The sequence below is a fragment of the Stenotrophomonas sp. STEN240 genome, assembly GCF_056756175.1.
The window spans coordinates 1-24,188 of record NZ_JBRRBO010000022.1; the positions used below are offsets into that span (position 1 = coordinate 1).

The following is a 24,188-nucleotide window of genomic DNA, read 5'->3' on the forward strand; positions in this document are numbered from 1 at the left end:
GGGTCCTTTGTGTAGACGAGACAGATGCTCGGCAGGGGCTCTACCGGGGAACGCCCCTTGCCGAGCATGGCTCGGCACTGCATGACCGCCGCCCTTGCCGGGTTCAATGCGTCTGACGGCGCTCGGCCCGATGCAGCAACTGCGTGCGGCCGTCCACCACCGCATACAGTGCCAGCCGGCTCAGCTCGAACGCTTCGACCGGTACCGGCTCGGTCAACAGTTGCTGTTGCAGAGGCGGGTCCAGTGCGATGCTGCAGACACTGCAATGCGGGGTAAATTCGAAACGGTGGGGTGCAAACGCAAGACCGCTGCCAGCCAGCCGCTGGTGCAGGGCCACCAGGGGGGCCGGATCAGCCGGCGCCAGCCAGGTCACCGGGCCGCTGGCAAAGCGGCGTAAGCCTGCAAACCGCATACGAATCGGCAGGCAGGCATCGACGATGCCTTGCATGCACTCGAGCACCGGTTCCAACGCCTGCCCCGCCAGCAACGGACCCACGCCAGAGGATCCGGCTACGGTGATTTCAGCCGGAAACCCGGCCAGGCGCGGATCGTATCGACGGCGTATCGCCAGCACCGCGGCGGCGACAGGATCAGGCAGCTCCAGCACCACATAGGTCGGGTGCCTGAACATCTGCCTCAGTGCGCTTCGCGCCGCACATGCCGCACGAAGCGGCGCAGCAGCTGGCGGGCCAGCGGTGCGGCGGTCACTTCGCGGGCGACGCTTCGGGCGCAGCCGCCGTGGCGGGCGATGCAGTCGGCGCGGGCGCGGACGTAGCCACGCATGTGGTGGGTGGCGAATTCGGGGTGGAACTGCAGGCCCCAGGCCTGCTCGCCCCAGCGGAAGGCGTGGCAGTTGTCCTGCACCGAGCGGGCCAGCACGGTGGCGCCTTCGGGCGCACGCAGTACCGTCTGCAGGTGGGTGGCGTGGGCCGGGAAGCTGGCCGGCAGGCCGGCGAACAGCGGGTCGGCTGCGGCCGGGGCTTCCAGTTCCAGGCGGATTGTGCCGGACTCGCGCCCGGCCGGGTTGTAATCCACCTGCCCGCCCAGCGCGTGCGCCAGCAGCTGATGGCCGTAGCAGATGCCCAGCAGCGGCATGCCGGCATGGGCGGCGTCGCGCAGCCAGTCGGCGCTGCGTTCGCTCCAGTCGGCACGGTCGGTGACGAAGGCCGCCGAGCCAGTGACTATCGTGGCGGAGAAGTCGCCGCGGTCGGGCAGCTTCTCGCCGCGCTCGACGTTGACCACCACGGTGTCGGCTTGTTCCAGGCCGGCGGCGACGCGGATCCAGTGCGGAAAGCGGCCATAGCGGCGCAGGGTCGGGAATGGTTGCCCGGTTTCAACGATCAAGAACGGCTGGGGCTTCATTCCGAGGGCGGCAGGACAGACAGGACTTCCTCGATTGTAGTCAGCCCTGCGGCTACCTTTTCAAGACCCGTGCGGCGCAGGGTACGCAGGCCTCCGGCGGCGGCGGCTTTGCTGAATCCGGCCAGATCCATGTCGCGGGTGATCAGTGCGCGCAGCCGCGAACCCAGTGGTAGCAACTCATACAGGCCAATCCGGCCCATGTAACCGGTGCGCCGGCACTCCAGGCAACCGACCGGTGCATATGCCGTGACCACATCTGGTAATGCGTCATGGGCATGACGCAACGGCGCCCAATCGGCATCGCTCAAGGTGTCTGGCACTTTGCAGTGCGGGCAAAGGGTACGCACCAGCCGCTGCGCCAGCACGCCGTTGACGGTGGAGGCGATCAGGTAATGCGGTACGCCCAGGTCGAGCAGGCGGGTGATCGCCGAGGGCGCGTCGTTGGTGTGCAGGGTGGACAGCACCAGATGGCCGGTCAGCGAGGCCTGCACCGCCATCTGCGCGGTCTCCAGGTCGCGGATTTCGCCGATCATGATGATGTCCGGGTCCTGTCGCAGCAGGGTGCGCACGCCGGCGGCGAAATCCAGGTCGATATTGGTCTGCACCTGCATCTGGTTGAATTCGGGCGCGATCATTTCAATCGGGTCTTCCACCGTGCACACGTTCACGTCCGGCGTGGCCAGCCGCTTGAGCGTGGAATACAGGGTGGTGGTCTTGCCCGAACCGGTGGGGCCGGTGACCAGCACGATGCCGTGCGGGCGGGCGACAAGTTCGTTCCAGCCTGCGGCTTCTTCCGGGCTGAAGCCGAGCTGCTCGATGCTTTTGAACGCCGAGTCGGGGTCGAAGATACGCATCACGCACTTCTCGCCAAAGGCGGTGGGCATGGTCGACAGGCGCATTTCCACCTCGCGCCCGCCCGGCGAGCGGGTCTTGATGCGGCCATCCTGCGGGCGCCGGCGCTCGGCCAGGTCCATGCGCCCCAGCACCTTGATGCGGCTGACCACGGCGGTCATCACCGACGGCGGCAGCTCGAATACCTTGTGCAGCACGCCATCGATGCGGAAACGCACCCGCCCCATGTCGCGGCGCGGCTCCAGATGGATGTCGCTGGCGCGCTGTTCGTAGGCATATTGCAGCAGCCAGTCGACGATGCTGACCACATGGTGGTCGTCGGCATTGACGTCGCCGGCGCGGCCCAGTTCCACCAGCTGCTCGAAGCTGGGCAGGCCGCTGCCGTTGCTGCCGTCGCGGGCATCGCTGCGGGCGCCGCGCACCGAGCGGGTGACGCCAAAGAACTCCATCGAGTAGCGGTGCAGGTCCAGCGGGTTGACCAACACCATGTCGATGCGGCGCCGGCTCAGGTGCTGCAGATCGGGCACCCAGTCGCGCGCCATCGGCTCGCTGGTGGCCACCAGCACGCGCTCGCTGTCCACCGCCAGCGGCAGGATGCGGTGGCGGCGCGCATAGGCGTGCGAGACCACCGCGGTGGCGCCGGCCACGTCGACGCGGGTTGGGTCGATGCGCAGGTAGCGGCTGTGGGTACGGTTGGCCAGCCACTCGGTCAGGCGCTCCAGGCTGAGCTCGCCGGTGCCCTGGGTGGCGGCCAGTTTCAGGTTGGCCAGCAGCACCAGCGGGTGCACCTCGCTGGCATTGCGCGCACCCTGGGCGGAAAAACGGATCCGCTCCTGGTCATGCGCGGCGACCAGCCCGTCGGCCAGCAAAGCACCGGCGATATTGGAAAACTGCAGTCTTCCCGGGGCGATAGCCACCTGCGGTGATGGTGCCTGAGAGCCCTCTACGGCCGCGTTTTCCACCCCAAACCCCTTGCTGGCGCGGCCATCGCGCGGTCGGTCGCTATACTAACGCACCCCTTACGTACGGCTCAGGCAGCATGTCCGCGACTCCCCCCGTTTCGATAACTTTCCAGGGACTGATCCAGACCCTCAACGATTTCTGGGCGAAACAGGGCTGTGTCTTGATCCAGCCGCTGGACCTGGAAGTGGGTGCCGGTACCTTCCACCCGGCCACTTTCCTGCGCTCGATTGGCCCGGAAAGCTGGAATGCCGCCTACGTGCAGCCTTCGCGCCGTCCCACCGATGGCCGCTACGGCGAAAACCCCAACCGTCTGCAGCGCTACTACCAGTACCAGGTGGCGATGAAGCCGAGCCCGGACAACATCCAGCAGCTCTACCTGGACTCGCTCAAGGCGCTGGGCATCGACCCGCTGGTGCACGACCTGCGCTTCGTCGAGGACAACTGGGAATCGCCGACCCTGGGTGCCTGGGGCCTGGGCTGGGAAATCTGGCTCAATGGTATGGAAGTCACCCAGTTCACCTATTTCCAGCAGGCCGGTGGCCTGGAATGCCGGCCCGTGCTGGGCGAAATCACCTATGGCCTGGAGCGGCTCTGCATGTACCTGCAGAACTGCGACAACGTCTACGACCTGATCTGGACCTACGGCCCGGACGGCACCCCGGTCACCTACGGCGATGTCTACCTGCAGAACGAGGTGGAGCAGAGCACCTACAACTTCGAGTACGCCGACGTGGAAGAAATGTTCCATCGCTTCGACGCCTGCGAGAAGGAAGCGCAGAAGCTGGTGGAAGCCGGCCTGCCGCTCCCGGCCTATGAACAGGTCTGCAAGGCCTCGCATTCGTTCAACCTGCTCGACGCGCGCCGCGCCATCTCGGTGACCGAGCGCCAGCGTTACATCCTGCGCGTGCGCACCTTGTCGCAGGCGGTGGCCAAGCTGTACGAGGCCAAGCGCCTCGAAGCGGTCGCCGCCAAGGAGGTGCAGGCATGAGCATGCAACCGCTGCTGATTGAACTGGGCGTGGAAGAGCTGCCGGTCAAGGCGTTGCCGGGCCTGGCGCAGGCCTTCTTTGATGGCGTGATCGATGGCCTGGCCAAGCGTGGGGTGGCCTTCGAACGTGGCGATGCCAAGCCGCTGTCGACCCCGCGTCGCCTCGCCGTGCTGTTGCCGGGCGTGGAAACCGAACAGCCCGAGCAGCACTCGGAAGTGTTCGGCCCGTATCTGAACATCGCGCTGGACGCCAATGGCGCGCCGACCAAGGCGCTGCAGGGTTTTGCGGCTAAAGCCGGCATCGATTGGACCGCGTTGGAACGCACCACCGACGCCAAGGGCGAGCGCTTCGTGCTGCGTTCGGTAACGCCGGGCGCGCAGACCGCCAGCCTGCTGCCGGACATCCTGCGCGAGGCCATCGCCGCCATGCCCATCCCCAAGCCGATGCGCTGGGGCAACCACGAATACGCCTTCGCCCGCCCGGTGCATTGGCTGGTGCTGCTGCACGGCAACGACATCGTGCCGGCCGAGCTGCTGGGCCTGACGTCCGACCGCTTCAGCCGTGGCCACCGTTTCATGGCCGACAAGCAGGTGTGGCTGAGCACGCCGAACGACTACGTTGAATCGCTGAAGGCTGCCAATGTACTGGTCGATGCCGACGCACGCCGCGAGCGCATCATGGTCGAGGTCAATGCCGCAGCCGCACAGGCGGGTGGCGTGGCACGCATCACCGACGACAACCTGGAGCAGGTGGTCAATCTGGTCGAATGGCCGGCGGCGGTGCTGTGCAGTTTCGAACGCGAATTCCTGGCCGTGCCGCAGGAAGCGCTGATCGAGACGATGGAGATCAACCAGAAGTTCTTCCCGGTGCTCGATGCCGGCGGCAAGCTGACCGAGAAGTTCATCGGCATCGCCAACATCGAATCCAAGGACGTGGCCGAAGTTTCCAAGGGCTACGAGCGGGTCATCCGTCCGCGCTTCTCCGATGCCAAGTTCTTCTTCGACGAAGACCTCAAGCAGGGTCTGGTGGCGATGGGCGAAGGCCTGAAAACCGTCACTTACCAGGCCAAGCTGGGCAGCGTGGCCGACAAGGTGCAGCGCGTCAGCGCGCTGGCGCAGGTGATTGCGCCGCAGGTCGGTGCCGACCCGGTACAGGCCAAGCGTGCCGCCGAGCTGGCCAAGAACGACCTGCAGTCGCGCATGGTCAACGAGTTCCCGGAACTGCAGGGCATTGCCGGTCGTCATTACGCCGTTGCCGGTGGCGAATCGCCGTCGGTGGCGCTGGCCATCGACGAGAGCTACCAGCCGCGCTTCGCCGCCGATGACATCGCGCTGTCGCCGTTGGGCAAGGTGCTGGCCATCGCCGAGCGTCTGGACACGCTGGCTGGCGGCTTTGCCGCAGGCTTGAAGCCGACCGGCAACAAGGACCCGTTCGCGCTGCGCCGCAATGCGCTGGGTCTGGCCCGCAGCATCATCGAGTCGGGTTTTGATCTGGATTTGCCGGCGCTGCTGGCCACGGCCAACGCCGGCCTGGCCGAGCGCAAGGTGCAGGCCGATGCCGGCGAGTTGCATGACTTCATCGTCGACCGCCTGAAGGGCTATTACGCCGACAAGGGCGTGCCGGCCACCCACTTCAACGCCGTCGCCGAGTTGAAGCCGGCCTCGCTGTACGACTTCGACCGCCGCATCGATGCCATCGGCACCTTTGCCCAGCTGCCGGAAGCCGAGGCACTGGCCGCAGCCAACAAGCGCATCCGCAACATCCTGCGCAAGGCCGATGGTGAGATCCCGGGCATGATCGATCCGGCCCTGCTGCGTGAACCGGCCGAGAGCGAACTGGCCGAAGCCGTGGCCGCCGCCATCGACGACACCGGCACCGCACTTGCGCACAAGGACTACGTGGCCGTGCTCGGCCGCCTGGCCCGCCTGCGCCCGCAGGTGGATGCGTTCTTCGATGCGGTGATGGTCAACGCTGAAGACCCGGCACTGCGTGGCAACCGCCTGGCGCTGCTGCGCACCCTCGGCGACCGCCTCGGCAGCGTGGCGGCGATCGAGCACCTGTCCAACTGACGCATGGACACCGGCGCCTCCTGGCAGTCCGCACAGGCCGCGCTGGCCCGGCGTGACATGCCGGAGGCGCGCCGGCATCTGCTGGCGGTGCTGGCGCAGCAACCCGCGCATGCCTATGCGCGGGTGATGCTGGCCGGCACGGTATTGGCGCAGGGCCGGCTGCGTGAGGCCGTGCAGCAGCTGCAGCAGGCCGCCGCCATCGACTACCGCGACCCTGCATTGCTGTTGCGCGTGGCGCAGGCCCTGTTGCGCGTAGGCGACAGCGAGAGCGTGGCGCGCCTGATGCGCAACGCCTGCGTGACGCAATGCAATGACAGCCCAACCCTGGCGGCATTGGCGCATGTGCTGCAGTCCTTGGGGCTGCACGCCGATGCCCTGCGGCTGATGCAGCGTGCCGCCGCACTTGGCTTCGACAATCCCGATTTCCATTATTTCCTCGGCGTGCAGCTGCAGTTCAACGGTGAACTGGACGCGGCCGAGCAGGCGCTGGCGCGCTGCCTGCAGCTGCAGCCCGCGCATGGCCGCGCCGCATTGACGCGCGCACGACTGCGCCGCTGGCATGCAGACGACAACCACGTTGATGGCCTGCGCAGGCAACTGCAGGTGGTCGCAGCCGATAGCGAAGATGCAGCTGCGATGTGGTTCGCGCTGTACAAGGAGCTGGAGGACCTGGGCGATTTCTCCCAGGCCTGGGAGGCGCTGCGGCAAGGCAATGCTTCGATGTGGCGCCGCCTGCGCCATGATCGGCTGGCAGACCGGTCGCAGCACGAGGCGATGGCAAGGCTGGCCGCAGCGGGCACGTTCCACACGGCCGGTGCAATGGATGAAGATGACGGCGCGCAGCCGATCTTCATCATCGGCATGCCGCGCTCGGGCACCACGGTGCTTGAGCGCATGCTCGGCAATCATTCGCAGATTGCCTCTGCCGGCGAACTGGGTGACTTCGCCCAACAGCTGCGCTGGGCTGCCAACCAGGCCGGTCGCGCGCTGCTTGATCCGGCATTGCTGCAGGCGCTGCCAACGCTGGACTACGCTGCGGTAGGCAAGGGTTATCTACGGCAGACGCGTTGGCGCCTGAACGGCCAACGGCGCTTCATCGACAAGCTGCCGCCCAACTACCTGCTGGCCGGCCCGATTGCGCGCGCGCTGCCGCAGGCGGTGATCGTCTACGTCAGGCGCGATCCGATGGCGGTGTGTTTCTCCAACTACCGCGCCATGTTCGGTGACTCCTATGGCTACAGCTATGACTTCGACGCACTGGCTGCGCACCACGCGGCGCATACGCAGCTGATGCAGGCCTGGCAGCAGCATCTGCCCGGGCGTGTATTGGAGATTGATTACGAAGCGATGGTGGCCGACCCCGATGCGGCGCTTGCGCAGGTGCTGGAATGCTGTGGCTTGGCGCCTGAGCAGGGTGGCAGCGACCTGACCCGCAATGCCGCCGCGACCGCAACCTTGAGCAGCGTGCAGGTGCGCGAGCCGGTGCACGCGCGCAACGTCGACGAGTGGCGTCGCTATGCCGAGCAGCTTGCGCCACTGCGCGAACGGCTGCAGGCGGGCGGATGAAACAAGAGCGGCCGTAGCCGCTCCTGTCTCCCTGCCGTTGCTTGATGCGATTTACTGGCTGCGACCGAAACGCCAGTTCATTTCCAGCATGTACGAGCGGCCATAGCCGTTGTAGTTGAAGATGTTGTAGTACGGATAGCTGGTGTAGGTGCGGTCACGCGGCGGTCGCTCGCCGGTGAGGTTGTTGGCGGTGACGCTCAGTGAGACATCATCGGTCACCGCATAGTCCACGGTCAGGTTGAAGGTGGTCCATGCCTTGACCTTGCCGGCATCATCGGCGGCATAGCCCTCGGTGGTGTCCTGCGCGGCGAAGTTGGGCGTGCGCCCGTAGCGGATGCCATACAAGGTGGTGGTCCAACCACCCATCTGCCAGCCAAGCGTGCCGCTGAAGATGTTCTTGAACTCGGAGGAATAGTACGGGTCACGCAGCAGGTCGATCACCGGGTCCTCGGGGTACTGCTGGCTCTCATGATTGAGGGTGACGTTGTAGCGGGCGCCCAGCATGAAGCTGCCCCAGCTGTCGGTGGCCCAGCGATAGTCCAGGTTGGCGGTGATGCCGCTGACGTCTTCCTTGGCGACGTTGATCGGGTTCACCGCCACCGTGTTGATCTGGTCGGGCTGCGGCGCGTTGGGGCCGGCGCGGCCGATGCGTTGCAGGGCATCCACGCAGGTGGGCGAGCTGGCATCAAGCTGGCCTTGCCGGCATGCCGATTCGTTGCGCAGCAGCAGGTCAAGGTCGAGGTCGGCGACCTTGTTGTCGATCTTGATCCGGTAATAATCGGCGCTGACCGTGAAGCTGCTGTTGGGTGACCAGACCACGCCGCCGCCCCAGGACTTGGCGGTGATCGATTTCAGGTCGCCATTGCCGGAGCGCGAGCCGCGTACCTGCTCGTCGTTGAGCGTGCATTGGCTGATCGGCACCCCCGGTTGCTCGGTGGCGCAACGATAATAATCCGGCACGAAGGTATAGAAACCGCTGTCGCCGGCAAACACATAGGCCATGTCCGGCGACTTGAACGCGGTGGCGTAGTTGGCGCGGAACAGCAGCGCGTCAATCGGGCGGAATTCCAGCGCGGCCTTGTAGGTAGCGCGTGAATCGCTGCCGCCACCGTCGTTCTTGTAGTCATCGTAACGCCCGGACAGGCTGGCGGTGAGCTTGCTGAAGATCGGCACGCGCAGTTCCACCGCCGCCGCCCAGTTGTCGCGCTTGCCCTTGCCCTGGGTGCCGCTGAGGCCCCAGAACTGGTCGCTGACCACGCGGGTGTCGGTGGGGTTGCTCCAGGACTGCTGGCCGGCCTGCAGCACGCCGGCAAAGCCGACATCGCCAGCAGGCAGGGTGAACAGCGAGGTGTTGGTGAACTGCAGGTTGACGTTCTGCGTCCAGGTCTTGGATTTGGTGCGGATCTCGCCCTGGAAGCTGCGGTACTGCTCGGGCGTCAGCGCCTGGTAGAAGCCGGCGTCGTTGGGCTCGTAGATCGGGTAGCCGTAGTACTCGCCCAGCTGCGGGCCGAGGAAGTGCTCGCGGAAGAAGTCCTCCATCTTGTCCTTCAACGGCCACCACTGACGGCTGTCGATCTGGTATTCGGAGCGGGCGTAGTAGGCGTTGTAATCCCAGTTCGATTGCCCGACCGCACCCTTGATGCCGATGGCGATGTTGTAGGAATCGGCGGTCTGGCGCTCGTTGTTGAAGTCGACATCGCCGGTTTCCTCCGGCGAGAAGATGCGCTGGTAGCTTTCCAGGTCGCCGGTGAGGCCGTTGAAGATGTAGCCGCTGGTATCCAGCGACGGCTGCCAGAAGCGTGAGCCCGAGTTGCTCTCGTTCTTGGTGCGGTTCATCAGCAAGGTGGCGTAGATATCGGTGCTGTCGTTGAGCGCGTAGTTCAGGTTGGCATAGCCGGCCGCGCTGCGTTCCTTGTTGAGGATGGTCGAGTACCCCGGCTCATAGCGGCTGCCGCAGTAGTTGCCGCGGCCCGGGCGGGTGTCATAGATGGTGGTGCCACCAAACAGGCCGGCCAGCGGTGCGCAGGCCGCAGCACCCGGATCGATATAGGCGCCATTGCTGGCGTTGTGCACAAAGGTGCGGCTGCCATAGCGGGCGTCGGCGTCGGGACTGTCGTTGGTGGAGTCGAAGTCCTTGCGGTTGAAGCCGTAGATCGGGTCCTGGTTGCTCAGCTGCAGGCCGGCGGTCAGGTCCAGCTTGTCCCAGCTGTGGCCGCTGGTCAGCTGGAAGCGCTGGTTGCTGCCGCCGCCGCCGTCATAGCTGCCCATGCGGAAACTCATCTCGGTGCCGTCCAGCCGCTTCTTGAGAATGATGTTGACCACGCCGGCGATCGCGCTGGAACCGTAGACCGAGGATTGGTTGCCCGGGGCGATGTCGATGCGCTCGACCATGGAGGTCGGGATGCTGGCCAGGTCGACGAAGTTGCTCTGGCCGTTGTAGAGCAGGGGGTAGTCGGCCATCGGCCGGCCGTCGATCAGCACCAGGGTGAAGCCGGGGTCCAGGCCAAGCAGGCTGATCGGTTTGGCCGAGGAGGTGAAGCCGCCGGAGAACTGGCTGTCCTGCACCGCACCGGTGGCCAGCGGCTGCGAGCGCAGCACCTCGTAGACGTCCTTGAAGCCCTGCTTCTGGATGTCCTGGGCGGTGATCGAGGTGACGGGGGTGGCAGTCTCGACCTGCACCTGCGGAATCAGCGAGCCGGTGACGGTGATCTTGTCGAGGGTTTCAACGTTTCGTTTGCTTGCATCGTCCTGGGTCTGGGCGAACGCAAAGGGCGTATACGCAGCAAGGGCGGCGCACACAGCCGTGCTCAGGAGTTGTCGTTTCATCGTGGGTACCTGGACTTGGGAAAGTGCCTGGCCCAGTCAACCGGTCGCTTCCTTGCAGGAACGCACCAACCCGGGACATCTTCACCACGTGTTCTAGGAACCGGAGCGGCTGGGTGTTTACGATAATTTAACTGTACCTGTCAACGTGGCGTGACGGTCCAGACAGGTAGCGCGGCGGGAGGGCCGGCTTTTGGGGTTGCGTGATGGCCCCCGGCGCAAACGGGTCAGGTGTCGCCTGGTTGCCTGCCCCTCATGTAGTGCCGAGCCATGCTCGGCAGAGGCGTTATCGGGAGAGCTTCCTGCCGAGCAGGGCTCGGCACTACTGGGCGTTGCTGGGGGGCTTCTTGCCGAGCATGGCTCGGCACTACATGGGCGTTGCTGGGGGAGCTTCTTGCCGAGCATGGCTCGGCACTACATGGGCGTTGCTGGGGGGCTTCCTGCCGAGCATGGCTCGGCACTACTGGGGGAGCTTCTTGCTGAGCGTGGCTTGGCACTACATTGGTGGTGGAATGAGGGCCGTGTGATTTTGCGGGTCATGTTCAGACCGGTATGCTGACGCGCATGCAGCTATCTCGAATCACCCCGCTCCTTCTGTTTCTGGCATTGCTGGCGGCAGCTCCGCTCGCGCATGCCCGCGGCACCATTGAAAAAGTCCAGATCAAGGGTCTGGACAAGGGTGACGACGCTGAAATCATCGAAAACATCGAGGTTTCACTGTCGGTCTATGACGCTATCGGCAAGGTGCAGGGCGAGTCCCGGCTGGAATATCTGCTGTCGCAGGCCGAGCGGCAAACGCGGACCGCGTTGGAGCCGTTCGGTTTCTACAACCCCAAAATCACCGTTGAAGCGCCGCGTACCGGCGATACCCTGCAGGTGCTGATCCAGGTCGACAAGGGTGAGCAGATCAAGGTCCGCACCGAGGAGCTGTTCATCACTGGCCCGGCCTCGCGCGACAAATATCTGCAGGAAGACATCGAGGCCTTCCAGCCCAAGACCGGCGAGGTCTTCGATTCGGTCAACTACGAAGCCAGCAAGATCAAGATCACCCGCCGGCTGGCCGAGCGTGGTTACTTCGATGCCGATTTCACCCAGCGCAAAGTGGAAGTGACGCGCGCCGAGAATGCCGCCGACATCTTCCTCACCTGGGACAGCGGCCGCCGCTACAACATGGGCCCGATTTCCTTTGAGCAGGATTACTTCCGCCCGGACCTGTTCGAGCCGCTGGTGTATTGGGAGCAGGGCAGCTACTGGCATGAAGGCAAGCTCGACCGCCTGCGCGAGTCGTTGACCAAGCTCGATTACTTCAGCGTCATCGACATCCAGCCGCATCCGGAACAGGCCGATGACAACGGCGAGGTGCCGGTCAACGTCAAGCTGACCCGCGCCAAGCGCACCATCTACACCGCCGGTCTGAGCTACGGCAGCGAGAGCGGCCCGGGTGTGCGCGGCGGCGTCGAGCGTCGCTACGTCAACCGCCGCGGGCACAAGCTCACCACCCAGCTGGATTACGCGCAGAAGCGCAAGAGCTTCATCACCAGCTACCGGGTGCCGGGCTTCCGTTGGCTGGATGGTTGGTACACCTATGCGGTCAGCGCCTATGACGAACAGACCGACTACATCGACCTGCGCAACATCAAGCTGATCGCCAGCCGCAGCGGCGAGATCAACGAGTACTGGACCGCCATCGTGTCGATGAACGCCCTGCGCGAACGCTGGCGCTACAGCTCCGGCGATGCGTTCAATGCAGCGGTCTACAACTATTCAACGCTGGTCTACCCGCAGCTCACCGCCGACTATGTCGATGTCGATGACAAGAGCTTCCCGCGCCGTGGCATGAGCGGCAACGCCACCCTGCGCGGTGGCATTGAAGGAGCCGGTTCGGATACCAGCTTCATCCAGGCCGACGCCACCGTGCGCTGGTACATCCCGTTGGGCGAGACGGACCGCCTGATCCTGCGCGGGCAGGCCGGTACCACCTGGACCAGCGATCTGGTGTCGATGCCGCCCAGCCTGCGCTATTTCGCCGGTGGTGACCGTTCCATCCGTGGTTATGCCTACCGCGAAGTCGGGCCACGCACGCCGGCACCGGACAAGTACGCACTCGGTGCCAAGAATCTGGTGATCGGTTCGGCCGAGTACGAGCATTACTTCGGCGGTGGCCCGTGGGGCGGCGCGGTGTTCGTCGATACCGGCAGCGCGTTCGACAACACCATTGATCTGCATACCGGCGTGGGTTTCGGCGTGCGCTGGAAATCGCCGGTGGGCCCGGTCCGCATCGATATCGCACACGGCTTGAACAACCCCGATTCGCAGTTCCAGCTCTACCTCAACATCGGAGCTGACCTGTGAGCCGCCGTCCCGACGACGTGAGCCCGGAAGAACGCGAGGCGCGCATCGCCGAGCTGCGGGCCAAGCGCAAGGCGCGCCTGCGCACGCTGGCGATCCGCAGCGGCGTCACCATCACCGTGCTGGTGTTGCTGGGCCTGTTTGCCCTGTATTGGCTGCTGCAGACGGTGGCCGGGCGCGAGGTATTGCTGGCGCAGGTGGTGGCACGGCTGCCGGCCGGTTCCTCGCTGACCTGGAGCAAGGCCGAAGGCCCGCTGGCCGGGCCACTGATCCTGCATGACCTGGATTTCCGCTACAACGATCTGCATTTCACCGCCGCACAGGCCTACCTGGATCCGGACATCCGCCCGTTGCTGGGCCGCAAGCTGCGCCTGGATGCTTTGCGCATCAGCGATGCCACGCTGGAACTGGGCCCCTCCGAAGACAAGCCGTTCGAGCTGCCGCGCTGGCCGGATGTGCTGCCGGCCATCGAGCTGCCGCTGGCCCTGCAGGCCGACACCATCGTGATCGATGGCCTGCGCATCACCCAGCTGCAGCAGCCGATCATCGACATCACCCGCATCCGTGGCGGGCTGGAAGCGGCCGATGGCGAGTTCAGCGCCAGCCAGCTCAAGGTCAACAGCAACCTGGGCGATTTCCGCATCGACGGCCATTATCTGCCGCGCGAGGACTACGCCACCGACCTCACCGTGCGCGCGCTGATGCCGCCGCGTCCGGGCCAGCCTGCGGCGCGCCTGGGCCTGGTCGCTCGCGGTGACCTGGCGCATATGGAAGTAGCCATTGCAGGTTATGCACCCAAGCCGCTGCACGTCAGCCTGATCCTGGACGGCCGCACCGATCCGGTCTGGAATGTGGCCGCGCGCAGCGAGCAGCTGGACATCGGCCAGGTGGTACCGGCGCAGTTCCTGGCCGAAGCCCCGGCACCGCTGGCGCTGGATTTCACCGCGCGTGGGCGCGGAGGCCAGGCCAAGCTGCAGGGCCGGGTACGCCAGGGCGAGAACGAACTGGTGCTGGCGCCGTCCAATGTCGCCATCGAAAACCAGGTGCTGACCGTTTCACCTTTGGTTGCCGAAGCCTTCGGTGGCAGCGTGCGCCTGCAGGGCACCGCTGATTTCACCGATGCGCAGAATCCCGGCTTCCGCTTTGCGGTGGTGGCCAACCAGCTGACCTACATCCCGGAGCCGGACCCGAGCTCGCCGGACAGCACGCCGGTGCCGCTGCACCTGAAGGAAGCGCGGCTCGGCGTGGCCGGCAACCTCAAGAACTGGGCCGCGGTCGGCAAGGCCGATGTCGCGCGTGAAGCACAGGACGCCAACCTGGATTTCGACGTGCGTGGCAACGACCAGCAGGCCCATATCGAACGGCTCAAGGCGACCACCCCCGGCGGGGCGCTGGAATTGAAGGGCTCGGCAGCATGGGCGCCGAGCTTGGCCTGGGATGTGGAAGCGAGCCTGGCCAAGTTCGACCCGGGCTATTTCGTCCCCGGTTGGGAGGGCAATCTGTCCGGCACGCTCGCTTCCAAGGGCAAGCAGTTGCCGGCAGTGGCTGGCAGCACCGACATGCGCTTTGAAGCCACGTTGGACGTACCGCAGATCAACGGCATGCTGCGCGGCCGCCGTGTCGATGCACGCGCAAAGCTCGCGCTGCAGGGCACCCAGGGCGAAGGCAATGTGCGGCTGGTGATGGGCGACAGCCAGATCGAGGCCAAAGGCAAGGTCGGTGATCGCCTGGATGTGGACGCACGGCTGCAGCCGCTGCATCTGTCCGATCTGCTGCCCGGTGGCAGCGGCAGCCTGGCCGGTACGCTGCAGCTGCGCGGCACCCCCAGCCAGCCCGACATCAGCGCCGATCTGCGTGGCAACGGCCTGCAATGGGACGACTGGAAAGCGCAGCAGATCAGCATCACCGGCCGCCTGCCGTGGCGCGGTGACAGCGGCGCACTGCAGATTCATGGCAGCGCGGTCGAAGTCGGCATGCTGCTGGACCAGGTCAACATCAATGCACGTGGCAGCGTGCAGAACCTGCAGCTCGATGCCGATACCCGCAACGAGCTCGGTGCGGTAGCGCTCAGCGGCAGCGTGCGGCAGCAGGGCCAGGCCTGGCGCGGCGAGCTGGCGTCGCTGCGCATCGCCCCGGTCAAGGGCGCGCCATGGCAGCTGCGGCAGCCGGCCGCCTTCAATGTGCAGGGCAGCAACTTCACCCTGGCCAATGCCTGCCTGGGCGCGGACACCGGCGGTGCCCTGTGCGTTGCCGCCAACTGGCCGCGCGAAGGCCTGCAGCTGCGGGGCGACGCCTTGCCGCTTGCGCTGGTGCAGCCTTGGCTGCCGCCCAACGAAGGCCGCCGCATGTACCTGCGTGGCGAGCTCACCCTGGACGGCAACATCCGCCCGCGCGGCAATGCTTGGGAAGGCGCCTTCAAGGTGGCTTCGGCAGAAGGCGGCATCCGCCTGGGCGACAACGCCCGTGGCGAGCTGGTGCGTTACGACAATTTCTCGTTGAACGTGGACATGCTGCCCAACAGCATCAAGGGTTACCTGGGTGTCGGTTTCAAGGGCGACGGCTTCATCGACGCAAAAGTGCAGACCGGTTGGGAGCCCAATGCGGCGCTGACCGGCGAGTTGTACATGAACATCGCACGGCTGTACTGGCTGGAGTTGTTCTCGCCCGACCTAGTGCGGCCGCAAGGCCTGATCGAAGGCCACGTCAGCCTGCGCGGCACACGTTCGCAACCGACCTTGGGTGGCGAGGCCAAGCTCAGCAACTTCACCGGTGAGCTCCCCGCACTGGGCCTGACGCTGAGCGAAGGCACGGGCATGTTCGTCGCCCAGCCTGACGGGTCGGCGCGCATCAGCGCCTCGACCAAGACCGGTGGCGAAGGCGCATTGCAGGTGGACGGTGGGCTGTCCTGGTTTGGCGACGCGCAACCGCTGCAGCTGCATATCCACGGCGACAAGGTGCTGCTGGCCAACACCAGCGAACTGCGCGTGGTTGCCAACCCGGACCTGAACTTCACCCTGGCCGGCACCGCGATGGAGCTGCGTGGCAGCGTGCATGTGCCTGAGGCCCACCTGGACCTTGAGCGCCTGGATCGCGGCACCTCGTCCTCGGAAGACATCGTCGTGCTGGATCCGGTGGATCCGGAAGAGGGCCCGTCCTCGCCGCTGGACATGGACCTGACCGTCAGCCTCGGTGACAAGGTCAAGATGAGCGGCTTCGGCCTGAAGGGCGCGCTGACCGGGCGGATGCAGGTGCGTGCACGGCCGGGCCGCGAAATGACCGCCAACGGCGGCCTGGAAGTCAGCGGCCGCTACAAGGCTTACGGCCAGGACCTGACCATCACCGACGGCCAGCTGTTGTGGAACTACGGTGTGGTCTCCGACCCGCGCATCAACATCAAGGCCGAACGTGCGATTGGTGATGTCACCGCTGGTATCACCGTCACCGGCCGCGCACAGCAGCCGAAGGTGGACGTGTGGTCGAACCCGGCGATGTCGCAGTCCGAATCGCTGGCCTATCTGGTGCTGGGGCGCAGCCTGAGCATGGCCAGCAGCGACCAGGCACAGCAGGTCAACGCGGCCTCGGCGGCGCTGTCGGCCGGCAGCGGCCTGTTGGCCGCGCAGGTGGGCGCCAAGCTTGGCCTGGATGATGCAGGCGTCAGCCAGTCACGCGCCCTGGGCGGCTCAGTGATCGGCGTGGGCAAGTACATCACGCCCAAGCTCTACATCGGCTACGGCGTTTCGCTGGTCGGCAGTGGCTCGGTGCTGACCCTGAAATACCTGCTGCGTCGCGGCTTCGACATCGAAGTGGAATCGTCCACGGTTGAAAACCGCGGCTCGGTGAACTGGCGCAAGGAGCGTTGAGGCGCGGCACAGCCGCGCTGTGGCTGTTGCGCGGGTTGGGCGAGCTGCAATGTGTGCACCTTGTAGGAGCGGCGTAAGCCGCGAAACCAGCACTCCCTCCGCAGCCTTTGGCGCATAGCACCGGCCGAAGACGCTTCGCCGCGAAGCCACACTTCGGTGGCTTCGCGGCTCACGCCGCTCCCACAGCTCCCACAGCAGGCAGGCGCCGGCAACACGCAAGCTGATAGCAATCCCGTGTGCACCTTGTGGGAGCGGCGTAAGCCGCGAAACCGGGCTTGCGTCCGCAGCCGGTAACGCATTGCAGTGGCCGAAAGCAGGCTCCATCGCAAACTGACGCAGCAGTAGCTTCGCGGCTTACGCCGCTCCCACAACTTCCACAAGAAGCTTGCGCCGGCTGCACGCAAGTTGCTTGCAACCCCATTCTTGTAGGAGCGTCGTAAGCCGCGAAACCGGGCTTGCGTCCGTAGCCGGTAATGCATTGCAGTGGCCGAAGGCGGGCTCCATCGCAAACTGACGCAGCAGTAGCTTCGCGGCTTACGCCGCTCCTACAGCAGGGCTTCAGTGCATTGCGGTTGCGTTGTTGCGTGATCCGCGTCGCCACAAGCGCAGCCAGCTATCCCGGAGCCAGAACACCAGCGCCAATCCCGCGACCAGTTCCCCAAAGGCCAGCAGGAACATCAGCAGTTGAACGGTGATACCGCCCATCAGCACGATCGCCAGGAACCAGATAGTCAAGGGCATCTTCCAACGGTACACGTGGCGGCCGCGTCGCCAGTGGCGCCAGGCTGCCAGCATCAGCGTCAGCCATGCCAGCACGCTGCCGGCCAGGCGCGCGTGTGCCAGATGGATGAGCAGCACGCTGCTTACGCCAAGTATCGGGATCAACCAGCGATGCAGGACTGCGTAGCCAGGTCGCGGGTGCTCGTCAGCGGAAATCCAGCGCATCATCTCCAACCAGCAAGGGATGAGTGCACGCGCGGCCAACAAGATGCCGCCGCCGTAAGCGCCTGCGCGCAAGGCGCCAGGTAGCCTTGCCATGTTGCTGTCTGCCGGCGCGCGAAGGCCCAGCAGGGCCCAACCCAGCAGCACCAAAAGCAGGAAGCCCACGCCGAGCAGCAAGCCTTGCAGCAGCGCCAGTTGCATGCGCGGGCCGGCCGGCTTGCTGTAATCGCTGAGCGAGGACCAGAACGCTACCTGCGCGGGCTGCAGCGGCGCGGGGACGTTGCCGTCGCCTGCAACACCAAGGCGTTCCAGCAGACGGTTGACCTGCACCGTGCGCCAAGGGGGAACCGCCGACCACAAGGCCTGCCAGGGCTGCCAGGGGCGGGTCAGGCGCTGCAGTTCCCGCTTGGCGTCAGCGGCGGTGACGTGCCTGCCGTAGCCGCGCAGATGCCGGGCCAGATCACTTGCCCCGGCGGGTTGCAGCATCCAGTTGCGATGCAGGCGTTGGCGGCATTGTTGGATGCGGACCGGATCAACCCCGTTATCCACTTCATCCCAACGAAAAAAACGGATCAGTACGTCGAAGCTTTCATTCCGAATGGGCGCATCGTGATTGAACAGGTGCATAGCCAGCAATACGCCGACACGCGGCTTTTCCAGCAACGACCACAGCTCCGGCCTGTTCTGCAGCCAAGCTTCAAAACGGCCAGCCTCGGTGAGGAACGCTTGGCCGAGGATGAGCTGGATCATTGCATCGGTATCGAGCAACGGCGCGATGATCGGGAGGTCCGGCATCTGCACGCCAGCTACCGTGCTGTCCACGCCGGTGGCAGGAGTGCCAGCCGACGGACCGGGGGCCGGTTCAGCGTCGGTGCTGACTTCCGGCAGCGTCTGGGTGTCGCTGCCGGTGAGTTGTACTGGATCACGAAGCTCGCTGAATGCTGCAACGGCAGGGATCGCCGGCAGCTGTGAGTTCGCTGTCGGATTGTCCGTAGTTGCAGGTGCCACAGTCAGAACATGAGGCCCCGGATCAGCCTCGGTGCTGACTTCCCGCAGTGCCGGGAAGTTGCTACCTGTGAGTTGCACTGGATCATGCAGCTCGCCGAACGCGGTGCTCTCGCTGCTGGAGAATTCGGTGCCCGGCATCAAATTTGCGGATGCGAACCGAGCATCCGGCTCATCCGCGGCGTCGGCCAGTGGAGCTTGGCTCTGCGTAGGATCGTCCTGCGCGGCCTCTTCCTCCTCCCATAGCACTCGGTACTGAGCCCATTCCAGTGCTGATTTGTAAGCCTCGTGCAGTTGCTGGAACGCCTCGGGATCATCATCCGGACGAGTGATACGCAGCCGCTTCGCATATGCACGCTTGACCGTGCGCTCATCCGCATCGGGCGCCAGCTCCAACAGCGCGTAGGCCCAGTTCACAGTGAGCGTTCCAATGCATCCAATGCCTCATCCAGCTCGCTTCGTTGCTGATCGACCAGTCGCGTATCCTGGCTCTCCAGCACCTGCCGGAAGTGCGCGAGCCAACGCTGCAGGCGCTCGCGGTCATCGATGCTTTCCTCATAGAGGCGCTCGGCACGCGCAAGTACCGCAAGGTTGAGCTGCTGGTCACGAGGGTGGATTTTCAGTGATTGCAGGTTCTGCAGTCGTTCGCGGATATCTTCCGCTGACAGCAAGCCCGGGTTGCGCTCCAGGATCAGCTCATGGCGTGCGTTGCTTGAGTTCTCGGTCACTTCGACCTGCAGCAGGCCGTTCATATCGTAGGTGAAACGGGCAGTAACACTGCGATCAGCATCGGTCGCGCGGGTGGAGAGTGGTACGCGCAACTCCCCCAGTTTGATGTTCTTGTCCACCATCGGGCTCTCGCCCTGGTAGATATCGATCAGGATGTGATTCTGCTGCGGATTGGCAGGGTGGAAGCTGTCCTCGCGGCTGACCGGAACCACGCTGTTGCGTTGGATGATGGGGTGGAAGTAACCCGGGTGCATCTGACCATCCGGGCCTTGCCTCGATACCTGGGTCCCCAGTGTGTAAGGGCAGACATCGGTAAGCACGATTTCCTGCAGGCTCTGGTCACGGGCTTTCAGTCCGCCGGCTACCGCGGCTCCCAAGGCGATCGCGTGGTCAGGATGGATGTGTCGCAGCGGTAGACGCCCGAACATGCGTGCGACCAGACGACTGATCATCGGCATGCGCACCGCGCCTCCGACCAGGATGATGTTGTCCAGCGCGTCCGGCTTGAGACGGGCATCGCGAATGGCGCGTTCGATCGGTGTACGCATGCGTTGCAGCAGCGGAGCGCACAGCTGTTCGTAGCGCGACTCTTCCAGCGTCCAGCCCAGGTCCTTGCCACCTATGTTCACTTCAACACTGGCGTGTGTTTGCTGGCTGAGTTCACGCTTGAATTGCTCCAGACGGCGCACCAGCTGCGCACGCTCGGCAGCGGTTACCGAAGCAGGAGCGAGCTTGAGCTCGGTGTGGAACGCATTGACCAGCACCTCCAGAAAATCCTCACCGCCGAGGAAGTTGTCACCTGCGCTGGCATGCACTTCGACGATGCCGTCGAACAGTTCCAGCACCGACACGTCGAAGGTACCGCCGCCCAGGTCCAGCACCAGGATGCGGCCCTCTTCGTCGCGCTGCTGCAGGCCATAGGCCAGGGCGGCGGCGGTGGGTTCGTTGATCAGGCGCTCGACGCGGATGCCGGCCAGTTGGCCGGCCGCACGGGTGGCCTTGCGCTGGGCATCGGAGAAATAGGCCGGCACGCTGATCACCGCTTCCTCGACCTTGTGCCCGAGTGCGGCTTCGGCATCGGCCAGCAGCGAGCGCAGCACCAGTGCGGACAATTCTTCCGGGCGGAAGCGGTGTGCGCCCAGCCGCGTTTCGCGCTCGGTGCCCATCCAGCGCTTGAAGTGGGCAACACTTTCACCGGGATGGCTGACCAGCCGATCACGCGCGGCCTGGCCGACCAGCACCGCGCCATCGGCGACACTGACCACCGAGGGCGTCAGCACCTGTCCGTGCGGATTGGGGAAGAGTGCCGGGCCATCGGCAGTGTGCATGCCGATGGACGAATGTGTGGTGCCCAGATCTATACCAACGATCATCCCTGACTGCCCTGTCCTGATTAAGAGAAGAATTGTAGGCAAGCGCAGGCCCTGGAGCCACATTCAGGTGTTTTGAGGTTGCTGGCCTGCGCTTGCACGGCTACTGTCGGCGGCTGTTCTGTAATCCGCTGGAGATCCGATGACGCGTAAACCGCTTACCGCCGCGCTGGCGCTGGGCATGAGCCTGGCCGCTGTTGCCGCCCACGCCAACGAAGGCATGTGGATGCCGACGCAGTTGCCTGAGCTGGCCAAGACGCTGAAGGACGCCGGCTTCAAGGGCGACCCCAGGCAGTTGGCCGATGTCACCGCGCCGCCGTTGAGCGCAGTGGTGCGCGTTGGCGGCGGCACCGGTTCGTTCGTCTCCGACGACGGCCTGCTGTTGACCAATCATCACGTGGCCTATGGCGTCATCCAGTACAACGCCAGCAAGGAGCACAACATCATCGATGAGGGCTTCATCGCCCAGGGCCGCGACGACGAGCGCGCCGCCAATCCGGATTACCGGGTGCTGGTGACGGTGGGCTTCGACAAGGTCACCGATGAGGTACTCAAGGACGCACGCGGCAAGACCGGGCGCGCGTATTTCGACGCGGTGGAAAGCGCGCGCAAGCGCATTGTTGCCGACTGCGAAGTGGAAGGCCGGGTGCGCTGCTCGGTAGCCAATATGTACTACGGCAGCGATTTCTACTGCATCCGCCAGTTGGAGCTGACCGACATCCGTCTGGTCTATGCACCGCCGCGTGCTATCGGCAACTACGGCGATGAAATCGACAATTTCATGTGGCCACGTCACACCGGCGATTTCACCTTGCTGCGTGCCTACGTAGGCAAGGATGGCAAGCCGGCGCCGTACAGCAAGGACAATGTGCCCTACCAGCCGCCGGCACACCTGAAGATGGCGCTGGACGGCCCGAAGGAAGGCGATTACGCGATGCTGGCCGGTTACCCGGGCACCACCTATCGCCTGCGCACTGCTGACGAGTTCGCCAACCAGATCGATACCGTGCTGCCGCGGCGCGTCGAGGTGTTCCAACAGCTGATCGATGTCATCGAAGCGCAGGGCAAGACCAATGCCGATGCGCGCACCCGTTATGCCTCGCAGCTGCAGTCGCTGAAGAACAACCGCAAGCGTGCTGCCGGTGAACTCGAAGGCCTGCTGCGCAGCGACGCCAAGAGTCAGCGTGCGCAGGACGAGCAGGCGATGCTGGCCAGTGCCGATGGCAAGTACAAGGCCGATATCGATGCGCTGTTCGCGTCGTTGGCGGCCGGGCAGCAGGCCGGCGCCAGCGAGTTCCTGCTCAGCACCTTGTCGGGCCAGACCCAGCTGCTGCGTTCGGCACTGCTGCTTGAGCGCCTGCGCATCGAGTCGGCCAAGCCCGACGCACAACGCGAGAGCGGCTACCAGCAGCGCGATCATGCCTTGATCGAAGGTGTGCTCAAGCAGGTGCAGCGCCGCTACGATCCGGCCACCGAAAAGGCGTTGATCAGCGCATTGATGCTGCGTTACCAGCAGCTGCCCGATGACCAGCGCGAGCCTGGCTACGACGATGTTTTTGGGCGCACGCCGCAACAGCTGACCCAGCGCCTGGAGGCACTGTACAAGGGCACCGGCCTTGGCACCGAAGAGGCACGCCTGTCGCGCTTCGCCGCCGCACGGCAAGGCCAGGCGGCGGCTGCGGACCCGTTGATGCAGGCTGCAGCGATGCTGGTCCAGGCGCAGATTGCGGCCGAGGCCAAGGGCAAGGAACGCGAAGGCGAACAGCTGCGCCTGCGCCCGTCCTACATGCAGGCTTTGTTCGCCTGGCGCGCATCGCAGGGCAGGGCGGTATACCCGGACGCCAACAGCACCCTGCGCATCAGCTACGGCAAGGTCGAAGCGCTGCAGCCGCGTGATGCGGTCAGCTACGCGCCGGTCACCACCGTGGCCGGCATTGTCGAGAAGAACACCAATACGGTGCCGTTCGACGCGCCCAAGCCGCTGCTGGCGGCGATCGCCAAGGGTGACTTCGGCAGCACCGCCGATCCAGTGCTGAAGACCCAGACGGTCAACTTCCTGACCAACCTGGATACCACCGGCGGCAACTCCGGCTCGCCGGTGCTCAACGCCAAGGGCGAGCTGATTGGCCTGAACTTCGATTCCAACTGGGAATCGGTCAGCGCCAGCTGGTGGTTCGACCCGCGCTACAAGCGTGCGGTACACGTGGACATGCGCTATCTGCGCTGGCTGCTGGCCAAGGTGTACCCGGCGCCGGCGCTGCTGCAGGAAATGGGCGTGCCGGCGGAGTAAGCGGCACGGGGCAGGGCGGCGCGCAAGTGCCGCCCTTTTTTCATTCATAAAACCGCATGTACCCTGTTTCAGCGGTAACTGACATTACGCTAGGCTAAAATCCCAGATATACGTGGGCTGTTTCCTTAGGCCCGACAGGGAGAGTGTGTGGCATCGGATCTGAACTTGGCGCCCATTGGCGCGGCCAATCCCATGGCCTTGGCGCCGTTACGTATCTGGATTGTCGGCAACCTGGAACTGCTACAGCCGCTGTTGCCCTACGGTGCCCAGATCCAGGCCCTGGACAGCGTTGAGGCGCTGTACCGCGAGCTGGTGATCGTCCCCTGCGACATCGTCGTGATCGATACCACGCGGGTCCGCACAGGCATGGTCGAAACCGTCGAACACCTGCGCCGCCGTGATGACCTGGGCGTGGTGCTGCTGGTGGACCCGCTCACCCCGCAGCTGATTGCCGAAGGCCTGTGGGCTGGCGCCGACGCCTGCCTGCCGCACCGGCCGGAACCCGAATTCCTGGCGGCCAAGCTGTATAGCCTGCGCCGGCGCCTGCCCGGTGAAGCCGCGCAGCTGGTGGAAAACCTGGCTTCCGGCAACGACAACGGCAGTTGGTCGCTGGAATCCGATGGCTGGGACCTGCGTGGGCCCAATGCACAGGTGCTGGCGCTGACCGAGGCCGAACGCGCATTTCTCACTTTGCTGTTCTCCTCGCCGGCCGAAACCGTGGCCCGCGAGCGCCTGATCGCCGCCCTCACCGACCAGCCCTGGAGCTTCGATCCGCACCGGATCGAGGTGCTGGTGCACCGCCTGCGCAACCGCGTGCAGGCAGCCACCGGCTGTACCCTCCCGGTCCGCGCAGTTCGGGGTGCCGGTTACCGTTTGACGGTCTAGTTCACAGTTTTAGATTCAGGGTCGATTCACTGACTTGAAGATGCGCCTGTTCACATTTGTGAGAGGCGCCATGCGTAAAACCCACGTGAAATCAACGTGATAGGGATGTGATGCGCAATGCATCAAGTCCGTTAC

Annotated in this window: 13 protein-coding genes; 7 read left to right on the forward strand and 6 right to left on the reverse strand. The window is 65.0% G+C overall.

Annotated features, from left to right (window positions below; genetic code table 11):
• Window positions 1-103 precede the first annotated feature (103 nt).
• The 3 genes from ACVOKO_RS11320 to ACVOKO_RS11330 are packed head-to-tail and all read right to left on the reverse strand — an operon-like array spanning window position 104 to window position 3,131.
• The gene (locus tag ACVOKO_RS11320; protein WP_346499010.1) at window positions 104-610 is read right to left on the reverse strand and encodes a 2'-5' RNA ligase family protein; all 507 of its coding nucleotides are present in this window, start codon (window positions 608-610) and stop codon (window positions 104-106) included.
• Window positions 611-636: 26 nt separating this feature from the next.
• On the reverse strand, window positions 637-1,362 hold the full coding sequence (locus ACVOKO_RS11325) for a glutamine amidotransferase (protein WP_346499011.1): 726 nt from the start codon (window positions 1,360-1,362) through the stop codon (window positions 637-639).
• Entirely contained in the window at window positions 1,359-3,131 is a 1,773-nt protein-coding gene (locus tag ACVOKO_RS11330; protein WP_346499012.1) for a GspE/PulE family protein, read from the reverse strand. Before ACVOKO_RS11330 ends, ACVOKO_RS11325 begins: the two co-directional genes overlap by 4 nt.
• A 122-nt stretch (window positions 3,132-3,253) precedes the next feature.
• Between ACVOKO_RS11330 and glyQ the strand changes: the two genes are divergently transcribed.
• Genes glyQ through ACVOKO_RS11345 form a run of 3 tightly spaced genes read left to right on the forward strand, consistent with a single transcriptional unit; the run spans window position 3,254 to window position 7,800 of the window.
• A complete protein-coding gene (gene glyQ / locus ACVOKO_RS11335; protein ID WP_346499013.1) occupies window positions 3,254-4,165 on the forward strand; it encodes a glycine--tRNA ligase subunit alpha in 912 nt (303 codons plus the stop codon).
• Window positions 4,162-6,234: a glycine--tRNA ligase subunit beta gene (glyS, locus tag ACVOKO_RS11340; RefSeq protein WP_346499014.1), complete on the forward strand. Its 2,073-nt coding sequence runs from the start codon at window positions 4,162-4,164 to the stop codon at window positions 6,232-6,234. Before glyQ ends, glyS begins: the two co-directional genes overlap by 4 nt.
• 3 nt (window positions 6,235-6,237) lie before the next feature.
• Entirely contained in the window at window positions 6,238-7,800 is a 1,563-nt protein-coding gene (locus ACVOKO_RS11345; RefSeq protein ID WP_346499015.1) for a tetratricopeptide repeat-containing sulfotransferase family protein, read from the forward strand.
• 51 nt (window positions 7,801-7,851) lie between these two features.
• Here ACVOKO_RS11345 and ACVOKO_RS11350 read toward each other — a convergent pair whose 3' ends face one another.
• Window positions 7,852-10,626, reverse strand: coding sequence for a TonB-dependent receptor (locus ACVOKO_RS11350; RefSeq protein ID WP_346499016.1), 2,775 nt, complete (start codon window positions 10,624-10,626; stop codon window positions 7,852-7,854).
• A gap of 549 nt (window positions 10,627-11,175) precedes the next feature.
• Here ACVOKO_RS11350 and ACVOKO_RS11355 point away from each other — a divergent pair.
• Entirely contained in the window at window positions 11,176-12,975 is a 1,800-nt protein-coding gene (locus ACVOKO_RS11355) for an autotransporter assembly complex protein TamA (protein WP_346499017.1), read from the forward strand.
• A 44-nt stretch (window positions 12,976-13,019) separates the two neighbouring features.
• Window positions 13,020-16,832, forward strand: coding sequence for a translocation/assembly module TamB domain-containing protein (locus ACVOKO_RS11360; protein WP_346499043.1), 3,813 nt, complete (start codon window positions 13,020-13,022; stop codon window positions 16,830-16,832).
• Window positions 16,833-17,390: 558 nt separating this feature from the next.
• On the opposite strand, the gene ACVOKO_RS11365 is transcribed toward ACVOKO_RS11360, so the two are convergent.
• Window positions 17,391-19,196 carry a J domain-containing protein gene (locus ACVOKO_RS11365; protein WP_346499018.1) on the reverse strand — a complete coding sequence of 602 codons (1,806 nt, stop codon included), beginning with the start codon at window positions 19,194-19,196 and terminating at the stop codon, window positions 17,391-17,393.
• The gene (locus tag ACVOKO_RS11370) at window positions 19,193-20,881 is read right to left on the reverse strand and encodes an Hsp70 family protein (RefSeq protein WP_346499019.1); all 1,689 of its coding nucleotides are present in this window, start codon (window positions 20,879-20,881) and stop codon (window positions 19,193-19,195) included. The genes ACVOKO_RS11365 and ACVOKO_RS11370 overlap by 4 nt, the downstream gene beginning before the upstream one ends.
• Before the next feature lie 139 nt (window positions 20,882-21,020).
• On the opposite strand from ACVOKO_RS11370, the gene ACVOKO_RS11375 reads away from it, so the two are divergent.
• Both ACVOKO_RS11375 and ACVOKO_RS11380 read left to right on the forward strand, forming a co-directional pair.
• Entirely contained in the window at window positions 21,021-23,168 is a 2,148-nt protein-coding gene (locus ACVOKO_RS11375) for a S46 family peptidase (RefSeq protein ID WP_346499020.1), read from the forward strand.
• Between the two features lie 147 nt (window positions 23,169-23,315).
• The gene (locus ACVOKO_RS11380; RefSeq protein ID WP_346499021.1) at window positions 23,316-24,053 is read left to right on the forward strand and encodes a winged helix-turn-helix domain-containing protein; all 738 of its coding nucleotides are present in this window, start codon (window positions 23,316-23,318) and stop codon (window positions 24,051-24,053) included.
• The last annotated feature ends 135 nt before the right edge of the window (window positions 24,054-24,188 follow it).

Bases quoted from the DNA above. Each gene is read 5' to 3' on its own strand.
- ACVOKO_RS11345 (WP_346499015.1), top strand. From the start codon at position 6,238: ATGGACACCGGCGCCTCCTGGCAGTCCGCACAGGCCGCGCTGGCCCGG.
- glyQ (WP_346499013.1), top strand. From the start codon at position 3,254: ATGTCCGCGACTCCCCCCGTTTCGATAACTTTCCAGGGACTGATCCAG.
- ACVOKO_RS11325 (WP_346499011.1), bottom strand. From the start codon at position 1,362: ATGAAGCCCCAGCCGTTCTTGATCGTTGAAACCGGGCAACCATTCCCG.
- ACVOKO_RS11375 (WP_346499020.1), top strand. From the start codon at position 21,021: ATGACGCGTAAACCGCTTACCGCCGCGCTGGCGCTGGGCATGAGCCTG.
- glyS (WP_346499014.1), top strand. From the start codon at position 4,162: ATGAGCATGCAACCGCTGCTGATTGAACTGGGCGTGGAAGAGCTGCCG.
- ACVOKO_RS11355 (WP_346499017.1), top strand. From the start codon at position 11,176: ATGCTGACGCGCATGCAGCTATCTCGAATCACCCCGCTCCTTCTGTTT.
- ACVOKO_RS11370 (WP_346499019.1), bottom strand. From the start codon at position 20,881: ATGATCGTTGGTATAGATCTGGGCACCACACATTCGTCCATCGGCATG.
- ACVOKO_RS11350 (WP_346499016.1), bottom strand. From the start codon at position 10,626: ATGAAACGACAACTCCTGAGCACGGCTGTGTGCGCCGCCCTTGCTGCG.